This window comes from Phycisphaerales bacterium (genome assembly GCA_040221175.1).
GTDB lineage: Bacteria > Planctomycetota > Phycisphaerae > Phycisphaerales > UBA1924 > JAHCJI01.
The window spans coordinates 491,451-505,958 of record JAVJVK010000001.1 but is presented as its reverse complement, the minus strand read 5'-3'; the positions used below and the strand labels follow the sequence as shown (position 1 = coordinate 505,958).

Genomic DNA, 14,508 nt, shown 5'->3' with positions numbered 1-14,508 from the left:
TCGAGGGCGACGATCCGGACGTGGCGAGCAGCCTGAACAACCTCGCGAGCGTGCGGGAGTCGCTGGGCCGCGCGGGCGAGGCTGAGCCGCTCTATGCAGAGGCCCTGGCCATGTATCGCCGACTGTTCGAGGGCGACCATCCAGACGTGGCGAGCAGCCTGAACAACCTTGCGTCTGTGCTGGAGGCGCTGGGCCGGGTGGGCGAGGCCGAGCGGCTCTATGAAGAGGCCCTGACCATGCAACTCCGGCTGTTCGAGGGCGACCATCCCCACGTGGCAGTCAGCCTGAACAACCTCGCGGGCGTACGGTGGGCGCTCGGCCGAGCGGGCGAGGCCGAGCGGCTCTATGAAGAGGCCCTGGCCATGCAGCGCCGGCTGTTCGAAGGCGACCATCCCCACGTGGCGAGGAGCCTGAACAACATCGCGTTCGTGCGGCGGGCGCTGGGCCGGGTGAGCGAGGCCGAGACGCTCTATGCAGAGGCCCTGGCCATGCGTCGCCGGCTGTTCGAGGGCGACCATCCAGACGTGGCGAGCAGCCTGAACAACCTCGCGGACGTGCGGGAGGCGCTGGGCCGCGCTGGCGAGGCCGAGCCGCTCTATGTAGACGCCCTGGCCATGTATCGCCGCCTGTTCGAGGGTGACCATCCAGACGTGGCGATGAGCCTCAACAACCTCGCCGTCTTCCATGGCGAGCAGGGACGGTGGAAGGTGGCGTTGCCGCTGGCCGAGGAGGCGTTGGCCATGGGCGGTCGCTGCCTGCCGGCGGGGCATCCGGACCTGCAACTCTGGAAAGCCAACCTCGCGTTGATCCGCGAGCGCCTGGACCACTAGCCCCCACGCTCCGATGATGCACTCTGCCCCCGAAAGCCCCTACCCATGAGCACCCGCCTCCTCATCGGAAACTTGGTCTCCGGCCTCGCCGGCGAGGGCCTCGGCCAGACGATCGAGGACTTCTGCGATGCGTGCGCTTCGGGCGACAAGGTGGCTATCGCCACCATCCTCGGCGGGCTTACGGGCGGTCCGCTTCTGGCCGTTGGACTGCTGGCGGGAGGCGTGGGCTTGCAACTGTGGGGCGAGCGGCGGCTCCGTCAACAACAACGCGAGCAGTTCGCCGACCTCGCCGAGCAAGTTCGCGCGTGCAAGGGTGATACCCAGCAGCTCATCGGGCTGCTCACGCCCATCGCCGAGCGCAGCGCGTTCGTGCAGGCGCGGCTGCCGGGGTACGAGAAGGCCGAGTTGGCGCAATGGGTCGCCAAAGAAGTCAAGAAGGCGCTCGGGCCCGCCCTGCCCGAGGGCGAGGACCCCATCGACTGGGACGTGCTGCGCATCTACGTCGAGTCGAACAAGGCGATCCTCGACGAGCTGCGGGCGATCGCCACCGAGACTCGCGACAACACGGCCGAGGTTCTGGACATCCTCAAGACCGGCCGCGCCCGCCTGCCGGGCATCCCCGAGGGCGTGCAGAACAACCTCGCGCTCGCGGGCATCCGGCCCAACGCCGACTTCGAGGGCCGGCGCGACCTGATCGAGCGGGTGCACGAGGTGCTCACGACGAGCGGTACGGCCGCCCTGGCACACGCGCTGAGCGCCGAGGGCGGCGTCGGCAAGACCGAGATCGCCATCGCCTACGTGTTCGACGCCGAGTACGCCAATGCGTGGGACGGCATCTGGTGGCTGGACGCCTCGACCGGCGCGCTGGACGGCTCGCTCGCCGCGACGCTGGACGGCCTGGGCTACCAGCGGCAGAAGGGCGACGACGCGGAGGCTCTGCGGCGCGAGCTGATCCGCAGGCTGGGCGACGGGCGGCACCTGGTTGTCCTCGACAACGTCGACCATCGGTCCACGCTTGAAAGCTTCGCCGTCGGCGCCAACACCCGCGTGCTCGCGACGACGCGGCTCGCGCCCGAGCGCATCCCGCCGAGCGTCGCGCAGGCGATCCCCGTCGACCTGCTCGACGAGGCCGAGGCCACGGCCGTGCTGCTCAAGCATCGGCGAGACCTGCTCGACCCCGAGTCGGGCGAGATCGCGGCCGAGCACGCTGGGGCCATCGCGGGCATCCTGGAGGAACTGGACGGGCACGCCCTGGCCGTGGCCCTGTGCGCCGCGGCCCTGCGCACCGACACTGGGCTGTCGCCCGCGAACCTACTTGAACAACTCCGCGCCAACGAACTGGAAGCGAAGGGCCACGCGCTCGAGCACGTGGAGGCCGACGCCACCGGCCGCAAGTACGGCCTCAAGGTCGCCGCCTCGCTGCTCCTGCTGCTGCCCGGCGTGGAGGCGCAGCACCCCCTCGCGCCGAAACTGCTGCTGGCCGCGTCGCTGGTGCATCCCTCGAAGATCCCCGTCTCGCTGCTGGTCGCAGCGACGGGGGCGGACGAGGGCGAGGCGCGGCGGGCGATCCTGGCGCTGCGGGATCGCTCCATCGTGCGGTTCGAGGCGAGCGCGGGGGTGGAGGGCAAAGGGTTGGTGAGCATGCATCGGTTGACGCAGTCGGCGGTGCGGGGGCAGAGCGATGACGAGACGAGCGGCCGGGCCTTGGCGGGCGTGGTCGGTGCCCTGAACGGTGTGTTCGAAGAATGCACACAGGTGGACCGCTGGCCGGTCCAGGGCGAGGCGCTGCCCCACGCGACGGACGCGCTGGATCGCCTCGAGGGTGATGGCAGGCCGGCGTCACTCCTGCTGAACCAGGTGGCGTTCTACCTAGACGCCCAAGGCCGCGCGGCCGACGCCGAGCCGCTCTATGAACAGGCACTGGACATGTGTCGCCGGCTGTTCGAGGGCGACCATCCTGACATAGCGCGCAGCCTGAACAACCTCGCGTTCGTGCGGCAGGCGCTGGGCCGGGCGGGCGAGGCCGAGCCGCTCCATGAAGAGGCCCTGGCCATGCAACGCCGGCTATTCGAGGGCGACCATCCTGACGTAGCAATGACCCTCAACAACCTCGCGGGCGTGCGGGAGACGCTGGGCCGGGCGGGCGAGGCCGAGCCACTCTATGAAGAGGCACTGGCCATGCAACGCCGGCTGTTCGGGGGCGACCATCCCGACGTGGCGATGAGCCTCAACAACCTCGCGGGCGTGCGGGAGTCGCTGGGCCGCGCGGGCGAGGCCGAGCCGCTCTATGAACAGGCACTGGATATGCGGCGCCGGCTGTTCGAAGGCGACCATCCCCACGTGGCGGGCAGCCTGAACAACCTCGCGTTCGTGCGGCAGGCACTGGGCCGCGCGGGCGAGGCCGCGCCGCTCTATGAACAGGGACTAGCCATGCAACGCCGGCTGTACGAGAGCGACCACCCCCGCGTGGCGGGTGGCCTGAACAACCTCGCGGGCGTGCGGCAGGCGCTGGGCCGGGCGGGCGAGGCCGAGCCACTCTATGAAGAGGCACTGGCCATGCAACGCCGGCTGTTCGGGGGCGACCATCCCGACGTGGCAATGGGCCTCAACAACCTCGCGTTCGTCCGGGCAGCGCTGGGCCGCGCGGAAGAGGCTGACTCGCTCTATCAAGAGGCCTTGGATATGTTTCGCCTGCTTTTCAAGGGCGATCATCCCCACGTGGCAATGGTCCTCAACAACCTCGCGGGCGTGCGGCAGGCGCTGGGCCGCGCGGGCGAGGCCGAGCCGCTCTACGAAGAGGCACTGGACATGCGTCGCCGGCTGTTCGATGGCGACCATCCGGGCGTCGCGAACAGCCTGAACAACCTCGCGATAAATAGGGTAAAGCTGAAGCGGTGGCGAGACGCCGTGCCCCTGGCCGAGGAGGCGGTGGACATGGGCCGGCGCTGCCTGCCCGCGGGGCATCCGTGGTTGCAAGGGTTGGAAACCAACCTCGCGGCCATCCGCGAGCACCTGGACGGCCAGTAGAGCCCACACAATCTCCGACGCTGCTCCCTCTATAAGGACAATGCGTCGCGTTATCGCGATCATCCCGCGCCAATCGCCCATAGCCAACGCCCGCATAACGCCACCGAGGCCACGACAATCTCGATTTCGCTCTCGATCCACCAAAGTCGCCCCCGCAACCCTCCGATGACCATGGGTGCAGGGCCGCCGGCAGTGTTGCTTGGGGCCGATCAACACCGTTTCGAGGATTTCAGCTATGGCAACGGTCCCAAACCGTAAGCAGGACATGATCAACTTCTTCGCCACCCGCGTGCCCATCTGGTCGGCAGACCCCGCCGCCGTCGGGCTCACGGCCGAGCTTTGCGCGGAACTGAGCGCCAAGCTCAGCGCGGCCCAGGATGATCTGGCGAACCAGAACGCCAAGAAGGCGGCACAGAAAGCGGCAACGACCGCAAGCAACGAGAGCGCCCAGGACCTGCGGTCCTTCGGCGGCAAGCAGATCAACACCATCCGCGCCTTCGCCGAGAACGGCGGCGGCACGACGGTGTACAGCAAGGCCCAGATCCCCGCGCCCGCCGACCCCGGACCCGCCCCGGCGCCCGGCGAGCCCTACGACCTGGACGCCGACCTGGACAACAACGGCCACGTCGTGCTCACCTGGAAGGCCGACGCCGCCTCGGCGCACACCGGCGTCTTCTTCGAGATCCGGCGCAAGCTCGACGGCGAGAACAGCTTCAGCCTGCTGGCCTCGACCGGCACCAAGACCTTCACCGATCAGGCGATCGCGAGCGGCACCGCCAGCGCCGTCTACAACGTCACCGCCAAGCGGGGCGAGCTTTCCAGCCCCACCAGCGAGAACATCTACGTGCCATTCGCCGGCGGGGGCAACGGACCGGTGGCCATCAAGAGCGCCGCGTCCAAGGCCGCGACCACGACCAGGAAGAAGGATTCGGACGCCGCCTGAACGGGCGACCGAACCCCCAGCAACGTCGTGTCATGGTGACCCGCCCGGGCCTTCACACAGCCCGGGCGGGGCTCTTTATTGGGCGCCGAAGATCAGGCCCTGGCGTCCGCGCCCGGCTCATCGCGCCACTGCGTCCGGTCCGTCGCCACGTGGTAGTGCGGATCCTCGCTGATGTTGACCTCCACCAGGTCGCCGGCCTTGTCCAACAACCTGCGGCAGTCCTCGCTCAGGTGGCGCAGGTGCAGCCGCTTGCCCAACGAGGTATACCGCTCGGCCAGGGTGTTGATGGCCTCCAGGCCCGATTGGTCGTACACCCTGCTGAAGTAGAAGTCGATGACGACGTCGTCCGGATCACTCTCGGGGGTGAAGAGCTCTCGGAAGCGGGTCACGCTCCCGAAGAAGACGCCCCCGTGCAGCTGGTAGATCTTGCTCCCGTGCTCGTTGAACTGGATATCCGCGTACAGGTGCTTGCTCTTGTTCCAGGCGAAGATGAGGGCCGAGATGATCACGCCGATGAGCACGGCGGTGGCCAGGTCGTGCATCAGGACCGTGTAGCCGGCGACCACGAGCATGACCAGGACCTCGGCCTTGGGGATCTTGCGCCAGGTCTGCAGGGTGGTCCATTCGAACGTGCCGATGACGACCATGAGCATGACCCCCACCAGCGCGGCGATGGGGATGGACTCGATGAGCGGGGCCAGGAAGAGGATGAAGACCATGAGCGAAGCCGCGGCGGTGATGCCCGAGAGCCGGCCCCTGCCCCCGGACTTCACGTTGATCAAGGACTGGCCGATCATCGCGCAGCCGCCCATGCCGCCGAAGAAGCCGCAGGTGATGTTGGCCGCGCCCTGGCCCAGGCACTCGCGGTTGCCGTTGCCGCGCGTCTGGGTGAGCTCGTCGACGAGCGTCATGGTCATCAGGCTCTCGATCAAGCCCACGCCCGCCAGGACCACCGAGAAGGGCAGGATGATCAGCAGCGTCTCGAGCGTGAAGGGCGGGAGGTCGAAGTCCAGCCAGGCGAGCCTGGGCAGCCCGCCGGCAATGCCGACCTCGGCTTCGTCCACCGAGGCGAGCGCGGCGTCGATCTCGGCTTCGGTGAGGGGCGCCACGGGGGCGGACGCGTCCGGCTGGAGCGCAACCGAGGAACGAACGGCCTCGGGCAGGGCATCCGCGGCGGCGGCGATGGCCGCCTGGTCCTTGGCGCGCTGGGCATCGAGCACGGCGGCGGCCTTGGTGTTGTCGACCAGGAGATCGCCGACGGTGCGGACGGGGGCCTGGCTTGCCGTACTGGGCATCGCGGCGTTGATGGCGATGGCCGCCAGGCTGATGGCGATGATGGCCACCAGCGACGAGGGCACCGCGCGGGTCAGCCTCGGAAGGAAGGCGATGATGGCCACCGTGCCGGCGACCAGGGCGAGCATGATCCACAGGGGCGTGCCATGGAGGAAGGCCATGGTTCCCGACTCGGTCAGCGAGCGGAAGCTGTCGGCCTGGGCTAAGAGGATCACGATGGCCAATCCGTTAACGAAGCCCAGCATGACCGGATGGGGCACGATGCGGATGAACTTGCCCAGTCTGAGCAAGCCCGCGGCGACCTGGATCAATCCGCACAGCACGACCGCCGGGAAGAGGTAGCCAATCCCGTAGTTGGCAACCAATGCGACGACGACGACGGCCATGGCGCCCGTTGCCCCCGAGATCATGCCGGGGCGGCCGCCGAGGATGGACGTCAGCAGGCAGACGATGAACGCGGCGTAGAGGCCAACCAGGGGCGGGACCCCGGCGACGAACGCGAAGGCGACCGACTCTGGAACCAGGGCCAGAGCGACGGTGAGGCCCGCCAACACGTCGGCCTTGGGAGACCCGCTCATGGCGGTGCGAAGGTCGAACACGCGGGGCTTGGTCTTGACGAACGCGGGCAGGCGGATGGTGACCTCGGACATGGACCCTCGAACGCGGAAGCGATACCCCCCCGGCGGCGATGTCGCGGCCGGCGGCGAGGATCGCGGGTTGGCTTGGAAACCCCCATGGCCGGCGGCCGGGGGGCAAGCGGGGATGGTAGGCGTGGGCATCATCGGGCCCCGGCCCCTATCCTGCGGCTCGGCTCGTTTCGCACCGATGGCTGCAACGCAAAGAAAGGCCCGGCCCATGAAGATCGACGACTCCGCACGCTTTGGCACCAGGGCCATCCATGCCGGCCAGAGCCCCGATCCTTCCACCGGGGCCATCTGCACGCCCATCTACCAGACCTCGACGTACGTGCAGAAGAGCCCGGGCGAGATCATCGGCGAGTATGACTACAGCCGGGCGGCCAACCCTACGCGCACGGCCCTGGAAGCGAACCTGGCTTCTCTTGAGGGCGGAAAGCACGGGCTGGCGTTCTCCAGCGGCGTGGCGGCGACGGGCGCGGTCATCCACCTGCTCAGCGCGGGGGATCATGTGGTTCTCTGCGACGACGTCTACGGGGGAACCAACCGCATCTTCCATCGCGTGTTCGCCCAGCTTGGCATCGAGAGCACGCTGGTGGACATGACCGACCACGACGCGGCGAAGAAGGCCATCCGCAAGAACACCAAGCTGGTGTGGATCGAGACGCCCACCAACCCGACCCTGAAGATCATCGACATCGCCGTCCTGGCCGAGATGGGCAAGCAGGCGGGCGCGATGGTCGCCGTCGACAACACCTTCGCCAGCCCCTACCTGCAGAACCCGCTGAAGCTTGGCGCCGACATCGTGTGCCACTCGCTCACGAAATACCTCGGCGGCCACAGCGATGCCATCGGCGGCGCGCTCATCGTCGACGACGAGGAGATCCACAAGAAGCTCAAGTTCCTGCAGCTTTCGGAAGGCGCCGTGCCGGGCATCCAGGAGTGCTTCCTGTTCCTGCGGTCCACCAAGACCCTGCACGTGCGCATGGATCGGCACTGCGACAACGCGGCCAAGGTCGCCAGGTACCTCGAGGCTCATAAGAAGGTCGAGAAGGTCATTTACCCCGGCCTGGAGAGCCACCCCCAGCACGCCATCGCCAAGAAGCAGATGCGTGGCTTCGGTGGCATGGTCACGATCTACCTGAAGGGCGGTCTCGACGAGAGCCGCAAGATGCTCGAGACCGTGAAGATCTTCGCGCTGGCCGAGAGCCTGGGCGGGGTCGAGAGCCTCATCGAGCACCCGGCCATCATGACCCACGCCAGCGTGCCGGCCGACCAGCGAAAGAAGCTTGGCATCGCCGACAATCTCGTGCGCCTGAGCGTGGGCATCGAGGATGTCGATGACCTGATCGCCGACCTCGAGCGGGCAATCGGCTAGGAGTTCGCCTCTTCGGAAGTTTCGTTTCGCGACTTCCACATCGCCAGCAGCTCGGCCTCGCGCTCACGCGTGATACCCGGGCGGTTGCCGCCGAAGCTAAACGTGGCGTCGGCCTCGCCGCGGTCGGCCATGGCGTTCTTCCAGGTGGGCATGTACTCCTCGTCGAGCCACGTGAGCGTATCGGCGATGGTCGTTTCCAGCGGCCTCGTGACCAGGCCAGCGGCCACCGCTTTCGAAAGGTCGCGCGTGTGGAAGCCGGCCGTCTCGGGGCCCGGGGGAATCCACACCGGCATCTGAGCCCATGCGTTGACGCCCTGGCCCGCGAGCCAGTCGCCTTCGGCGTAGGTGAAGTTCGCGTCACTTCCGGTGACCTGCTTGCAGGTCTCCAGCAACTTTCCGATGGTCATGCCGCCGCCGACCGGACCATTGACGTTGAAGGTGCCCGTCGTCCCCTGCTCGATGCCCAGCACCATGAACGCTGCCAGATCTCGCACGTCGATGAACTGCAGCGGGTGCTCGGGCATGCCGGGCGCCAGCACCTCGCCGCCCTGGCGCACGCGGTAGGGCCAGTACGTGAAGCGATGCGTGAAGTCTCTCGGGCCGACGAGCAGGCCCGGACGATGGATGAGCGCCTTGCCGGGGAAGTGCCGACGCGCCGCGGCCTCGCTGCGGGCCTTCACGGCGCCGTAATACTGCATGTCGTAGGGCAGGGCGGTGATGCCGTCGGCAACCTCGTCGGGCATCGTCGCCACGGCGTCGTCCTCGTCGAGGCCGACCTGGCTGTTGTCGGCGTAGACGCTCAGCGACGAGATGTAGGTGTAATGTCCGGCGCTGTCCTTCAGGAGCTTGGCGCTGTTCTCGACCCACGTATGCACGCTGGCGGTATCGATGACCGCGTCCCACGTGCGCCCCTTGTCGATCTCCTCTTGAAGTGGCTTGAGACCGGGCTCGACATCGACGATGCGGTTGCCCTGGATAAACTCCAGGTCTGGGAACATCTCGTCGCGGTTGCCGCGGTTGAACAGCGTGACCTCGTGCCCGCGGTCGAGCAGGATTCGGATCACGTGCGGCCCGAGCATGCCCGTGCCGCCAAGGAACAGGATCTTCAGCTTCTTCGAAGCCTTCCCCCTCGCGAAGGCATGCTGCGTCCACGGGCCCAACCCAAGCAGGGCGGCGGCGCTGGCGGCCGAGGCGGTCAACAAGAACTCTCGACGGGTCTGTTGCATGGCGTAATCCTCATCGGGGTGTTATACGTGGGTGTTCGCGGGGCTGGCCAGGGATGCGGGCGCGGCTCCAGGCACATTGGGAGCAGGTGACGCGGCAGGCTCGGCATCGTTCGAACGCCGGCCCAGCCAGACGCCGATGACGAGCGACCCGATGCCCAGGGGCACAGCCAGCCAAGCGGCGGCCAGGCCCGCGGCGGCCAGCGCCGCATCGGCAACGGTGCCCGCCGTGTCGCCGCCGCGGTAGACGAACGTGTCAATGATGCCTTTGGCCTTGTACTTGTCGGTCCTGGGCACGGTCGTGAAGAGCGCCTCGCGTGCTGGCTTGCTCAGCGCATAGTGGCTCGCTCGCCGAGCGACCTCGAAGGCCGCCAGCACGAGCAGCACCGGGGCCGCGGCAAGGCCCACGAACCCGATGACCGTGACCATCGGCACCACTGCCAGCAGCGCCCCAACGCCCAGGCGGCGCATGAGGCGTCCGGTCACGAAGAGCTGCAGCAGGACGGTGAGCGTCTGGCCGCCCAGCTCGATCCACGCCAATACCTGCGCGCGCGACTCGATCGTCTCGGCAAAGCCCTCGATGATGCGCATCTTCTCGAAGTACAGCAGCGTGGAACCGATGGTGAAGGCCGCGACGTAGCAGGCGATGCCCATCAGATACGGCGATCGAAGCACGTCGACCACGCCCTGCCAGCTCGTTCCGCCGAGGGCGCCGCCCGCGTCGAGCGTGTGCCCCGCCGAGCCCATGCGGCGACCTTCGGCCAAGCGATCCAGCACGATCGCCAGCGCCCCTGCGCACAGGATCAGGAACGATGCGCCGGCGAACAAGCCGACGGTCCCGATTGCTTCCGACAGCAGCCCCGTCCATGCCGAACCACAGATTGCGCCGGCCGTGCCCCCCACCGCGATGAAGCCGAACAACCGCGCGGCCTGCGGCTTCTTGAAGATATCGGCCATAAAGCCCCAGAATACGGCGGTCGCCATCAGGTTGAAGACGCTCAGCCAGACGTAGAAGACCTTGCCCACCGTTTCGGACCGCGCTTCGCCCAGGACAAGGAACGCGAGCAGGAATGCGACAAGACACGCCACGCCAAAGCCGTACACCAGCGGCACGAAGACCCGCCGCGGCACGCGCGAGGCGATGGCGGCGAAGACGAGGTTGGCCACGATCATGACAGCCAGGGTGCCCAGGAACAGCAGCCGCAGGCTGTCGACCCCGCTTGCCAACCCCATGGCGTCGCGCAGCGGGCGAAGCATGAAGTAGCCAAAGAGCAGGCAGAAGAAGTACGCCGCCGAGAGCGCCGCGGGCGTCAACTCGCCCTCTTCAAACGCCACCACTCGCTCGACCACCCGTCGGATCATCGTGGCCACCGAGGATGCGCAGGCCGGGCGTGGCCGTCGGGGATTTCGAGCAAGCCGCGCGGGACCTCAGCAGCCAGCCTGGAACGCGTTCTGGAACGCCAGGAAGTCGAAGACCGTCAGCGCCCCGTCGCCATCAAAGTCGGCTCGCACGTCGCCGGCCGAGAAGAGGCGCTGGAACTCAAGGAAGTCGAAGAGATCGAGGGCGCCGTCGCGATCGATGTCCGGCAGGCAGGGGAGGCAGGAGGAGAGGTCGATAATCAGGATCGAGTCGTCGGTGGCAACGATCGCCAAGCCTCTCTCGACGACTACCCGTCTCGGCAAGCTATCGAATCCGAGGGAGCCGATCTCGGTCGGCGTGGCAGGATCGGTCGCGTCAACGATGTGGAGCGCATCAGACACGGCGAGTGCAAGCCCCTGGCTAATGGCGATGTCCCCGGCATACCCCGACAACTCCATGGAACCGAGCAACGCCGGGGCCGCAGGGCGGCGCACGTCCACGGTGTGCAGAAGCCTTTCGTCACGCGCAACCACGTATAGCACGGAACCGGTGGACGCCGTCGGGTTCAGCTTGCCAGCGATTGGGATGCTTCCCGTAGCTTCGGGCACGCCATCGCCACGAACGTCGAAGACTCGGACATCCACCGTGGTGCTGACGTAAGCGCGATCACCAAAGGCCGACACGCGTTGGGCGTCTGCATCAAGCCTCACCGCCTCTCCCCGATCCACGAACGCACCGCTGGAAATGTCATACACTCGCAGGACGCCTAAAGGCCCTTCGAAGAATAGTTGGTAGTACCAATCGCCACCAATGGTCCCACGGCTGTATCCGGTGAGCCACGGCCCCCAGATGCGGTGCGTCCCCTCGGGTATGGAAACGTCAAAGATGGAGAACTCACCCCATTGGAAGTCATCGCCATGCAGTGCGAACAAACGTTGTACACGCAGTGCCAGATCGAAGTACGGGCTGCCGATTGGCAGGCCGGTCACCACGATCCGAGGGTGCGCCGGATCACGAACGTCAGCGACCTCCAGCCCCCTACCCATGAAATAGAGGTACCCGCGCTCGTCCAGTACCATTGCCCGCGCGCGTGTCGGGATTTCCGACAGGACAATTGGTTCACATTGGCCAAACGACGTTGACGCGACGGCAAGGGCAATGGCGGCAGCGAAGGCTCTCATGGCACCCCCTGTCTTGAGTGTACCACAGGTTCTAGGACGTGCCAGCGGAAGTGCTACGCCGTCACCTTGCCCACCCTCGCCGCAACCTCCGCGACCGCCTTGCCAACCCCCTCGGCCATCGCCCGTTGCTTATCGTCCTTCAGATTGCCGTCGTCGTCGAATGCCTTGTCGGCGCCCGCCAGGGCGTACTGATCGGGCAGCACGATCGCCTTGATGTGGCCAAAGAGCATGCGCTCGATGGGCAGGCCGCGGATGCCGCCCAGCCCGCCGGGCGAGGCTGCGGTTAGCCCAATGACCTTGCGGTCGAAGCACTCCAGCGGCGCCTCACCCTCGTGCGGGCGGCTGACCCAGTCGATGGTGTTCTTGAGCACGCCGCTGATCGAGCTGTTGTACTCCGGGCAGCCGATCAGGAAGCCGTGATGAGCCTTGAAGAGTTCCTTGAGCTTCAGGCAGTTCTCCGGCAATCCCTGGTGGTCTTCGATCTCCTGGTCGTACAGCGGAAGCTGGAACTCGCGCAGCCGGATGATCGTCACGATCGCCCCGGCCTGCTCGGCCCCCTTCGACGCAGCCACGACAAGCTTGTGGTTGAACGACTCCGTGCGCAAGCTGCCGGCGAAGACGAGGATCTTGGGCTGAGCATCGGCCATGTCGAAACTCCTGTGCATGAGGGATGTCGAAGAGCTTCCACCGTAGCCAATGAGAAATCGGTCCGCCGTTCCGTCGAGTCAGATCAGGGGCTCCCCCCATTAGCCTGGATACCACACGAGCCACGCTGGCGAGGCGAGGTTCAGTCGACAGCAAGTTATCTCGAAGTGTGGCGTGAGCGAGTCGCCGTTCTCCCGCTGCTGGCAACAGCAACCCTTCCCCAGGGTGCGGCCAGAAAAGGAGAACAGCTATGCCCCGCGTTTCGATGCAGTCGTCCCTCGTCGCCGCCGCCATCACGCTCGCTGCCGGGCACGCCATCGCCGTGCCGCTGCCGCCGGGCGGCTCGGTCTCGCTCCCGGGCAGTTGCCCGGCTGGAGGCGTGATCGTTCGCGATACGGCGGTGCCATTCACCATCCGGGATCGCTTCGGCCTCACGCTGAGTGGAACCGTGCAAGATCGCATCCTCCGTCTGGCAGATGGGTCGTTGAGGTTCAGCCCGCGCATCCGTAACGTTTCGGGCAGTAGCGCACTGGGCATCAGCCGCGTCATCCACGAGGGCTTCACGGGCTTTTCCACCGACGTGGATTGGCTGACGTGCGGGCTGGGCTCCGGCGCTCCTACCAACGCGACGCGCACGGGCGACGGCGACGACATCGACTACAGCTTCAGCTTCTCACCCATCTTCCGAGGCGGAGAGTCCAGGTTCTTCTTCGCAACCACCGACGCCGATCAGTTCGCGCTCAACGGAAGCATGACCCTCCAACTCGAAGACGGAAGCAGCACCACCATTCAGTTGTCCGCCCCCATCATCGACACCACGCCACCCGAGGTGCGCATCACCAGCCCGAGCCCCGAGGCCTGCGTGTGCCCCGAAGCGATGGGAGTCGTGAGCTTCAGCGGTGAGGCGTGCGATCTCCAGAGCGACATGACCTACCGCATGCGTGTCCGTCGTTCGAGCGGCGCCGACGGCACCGGCTGGATCGAACTCACACCCACCACCACCGAGCGGTGTTCTCCCGGGTTGCTCGCACAGTGGAACGCCACGGGCCAGCCCGCTGGCGACTACATCGTCGAGCTCGAAGCGGTGAATCAGGTCGGCCTGGTCTCTACCGCCGCCCTGGAGTTTCGCCTGAATACCGCCGCCAGCCCGGCGAGCATCCGGACGCCCGTCGATGGCGAGATCATCGGTGGCAACACCTGCCTGGACGGCACCGTGGGCGAAGACTGCTTCAGCAACTACCGCGTCGATTTTCGTCCCGCCGGCGGCGGCTCATACATGCCCGTCGATGGCTCGTCTCCGATCTACACCGGCCGGGTCATCAACGACCCCATCGCGTTCTGGAATACGCGCACCGTGCTCGACGGGGACTATCAGGTCCGCGTGCGGGTCAGCGACATCTGCGGCAACACCGCCGACGTCGTGCGCACGTACGAGATCGACAACACCGCCCCCGTGGGCCGCATCACCTCGCTGGCGCCTTGCGAGTGGGTGAACGGCAAGGTCGAGATCAAGGGCGAGGTCTTCGACAAGAACATCGCCTCGTGGGTGCTCGAGTACACCGGAGGCTCAAGCCGTGGTTGGACCCGCATCGATAGCGGCACCGACAACATCCCCGCCGGCGGCGTCATCTCCGTGTGGGACACCGAAGGGCTGGATCGGTGCGCCTACACCGTTCGCCTCCGCGTCGCCGACAAGGCCCGCGTCGGGTGCTTCGCTCCGAGCGGCAACGGTGGCGGCGACATGGTCTCGGTCAACGTCGGCTGCGAAGCCGACCTGGACGGCAACGGCGTGCTGGACATCTTCGACTTCCTGATGTTCTCCAACATCTTCGCTGCCGGCTGCCCGTAAGCCCACCCGACAAGGCTCCGAACCACCCATACCGACGCGTCCGGAAACGCCGCCCAATCGGCCGATCCGGACGCGTCCTGTTCGAATGGAACCGTTGCATGGCCCTCGCGAACCATACGATCCCACAGCCGGAGGCCCTCCCCC

Annotated in this window: 10 protein-coding genes; 5 read left to right on the top strand and 5 right to left on the bottom strand. The window is 66.9% G+C overall.

The window, feature by feature from the left end; all coding sequences use genetic code 11:
* The 3 genes from RIE32_02115 to RIE32_02105 form a co-directional block, all read left to right on the top strand.
* Positions 1–830 (top strand): tetratricopeptide repeat protein (locus tag RIE32_02115; protein ID MEQ9095039.1); only part of this gene is annotated, 830 nt, incomplete at its 5' end.
* 45 nt (positions 831–875) lie between these two features.
* On the top strand, positions 876–3,857 hold the full coding sequence (fxsT, locus tag RIE32_02110) for an FxSxx-COOH system tetratricopeptide repeat protein (GenBank protein MEQ9095038.1): 2,982 nt from the start codon (positions 876–878) through the stop codon (positions 3,855–3,857).
* Positions 3,858–4,092: 235 nt separating this feature from the next.
* Positions 4,093–4,800 carry a hypothetical protein gene (locus tag RIE32_02105; GenBank protein ID MEQ9095037.1) on the top strand — a complete coding sequence of 236 codons (708 nt, stop codon included), beginning with the start codon at positions 4,093–4,095 and terminating at the stop codon, positions 4,798–4,800.
* A gap of 92 nt (positions 4,801–4,892) precedes the next feature.
* Here the strand turns inward: RIE32_02105 and RIE32_02100 are convergent, their stop codons facing one another.
* Entirely contained in the window at positions 4,893–6,743 is a 1,851-nt protein-coding gene (locus RIE32_02100) for a SulP family inorganic anion transporter (GenBank protein MEQ9095036.1), read from the bottom strand.
* Between the two features lie 205 nt (positions 6,744–6,948).
* Between RIE32_02100 and RIE32_02095 the strand changes: the two genes are divergently transcribed.
* Positions 6,949–8,106: a cystathionine gamma-synthase gene (locus tag RIE32_02095; GenBank protein ID MEQ9095035.1), complete on the top strand. Its 1,158-nt coding sequence runs from the start codon at positions 6,949–6,951 to the stop codon at positions 8,104–8,106.
* Here RIE32_02095 and RIE32_02090 read toward each other — a convergent pair.
* From RIE32_02090 to RIE32_02075, 4 genes are all read right to left on the bottom strand, one after another.
* Entirely contained in the window at positions 8,103–9,332 is a 1,230-nt protein-coding gene (locus RIE32_02090; GenBank protein ID MEQ9095034.1) for an NAD-dependent epimerase/dehydratase family protein, read from the bottom strand. The genes RIE32_02095 and RIE32_02090 overlap by 4 nt on opposite strands.
* Before the next feature lie 21 nt (positions 9,333–9,353).
* Positions 9,354–10,691: an MFS transporter gene (locus RIE32_02085; protein ID MEQ9095033.1), complete on the bottom strand. Its 1,338-nt coding sequence runs from the start codon at positions 10,689–10,691 to the stop codon at positions 9,354–9,356.
* A 66-nt stretch (positions 10,692–10,757) separates the two neighbouring features.
* Positions 10,758–11,735: a GC-type dockerin domain-anchored protein gene (locus tag RIE32_02080; GenBank protein MEQ9095032.1), complete on the bottom strand. Its 978-nt coding sequence runs from the start codon at positions 11,733–11,735 to the stop codon at positions 10,758–10,760.
* A gap of 188 nt (positions 11,736–11,923) precedes the next feature.
* Positions 11,924–12,517, bottom strand: a complete 594-nt coding sequence (locus tag RIE32_02075) for an NAD(P)H-dependent oxidoreductase (protein MEQ9095031.1) — start codon at positions 12,515–12,517, stop codon at positions 11,924–11,926.
* A gap of 248 nt (positions 12,518–12,765) precedes the next feature.
* Here RIE32_02075 and RIE32_02070 point away from each other — a divergent pair, with 248 nt between their 5' ends.
* Complete coding sequence (locus RIE32_02070; protein MEQ9095030.1) at positions 12,766–14,364, top strand: hypothetical protein; 1,599 nt, start codon at positions 12,766–12,768, stop codon at positions 14,362–14,364.
* Positions 14,365–14,508: the final 144 nt, after the last annotated feature.

Excerpts from the sequence above, each read along its gene's own strand:
- fxsT (MEQ9095038.1), top strand. The coding sequence starts at position 876 with ATGAGCACCCGCCTCCTCATCGGAAACTTGGTCTCCGGCCTCGCCGGC.
- RIE32_02105 (MEQ9095037.1), top strand. The coding sequence starts at position 4,093 with ATGGCAACGGTCCCAAACCGTAAGCAGGACATGATCAACTTCTTCGCC.
- RIE32_02100 (MEQ9095036.1), bottom strand. The coding sequence starts at position 6,743 with ATGTCCGAGGTCACCATCCGCCTGCCCGCGTTCGTCAAGACCAAGCCC.
- RIE32_02095 (MEQ9095035.1), top strand. The coding sequence starts at position 6,949 with ATGAAGATCGACGACTCCGCACGCTTTGGCACCAGGGCCATCCATGCC.
- RIE32_02090 (MEQ9095034.1), bottom strand. The coding sequence starts at position 9,332 with ATGCAACAGACCCGTCGAGAGTTCTTGTTGACCGCCTCGGCCGCCAGC.
- RIE32_02085 (MEQ9095033.1), bottom strand. The coding sequence starts at position 10,691 with ATGATCCGACGGGTGGTCGAGCGAGTGGTGGCGTTTGAAGAGGGCGAG.
- RIE32_02080 (MEQ9095032.1), bottom strand. The coding sequence starts at position 11,735 with ATGGGTAGGGGGCTGGAGGTCGCTGACGTTCGTGATCCGGCGCACCCT.
- RIE32_02075 (MEQ9095031.1), bottom strand. The coding sequence starts at position 12,517 with ATGGCCGATGCTCAGCCCAAGATCCTCGTCTTCGCCGGCAGCTTGCGC.
- RIE32_02070 (MEQ9095030.1), top strand. The coding sequence starts at position 12,766 with ATGCCCCGCGTTTCGATGCAGTCGTCCCTCGTCGCCGCCGCCATCACG.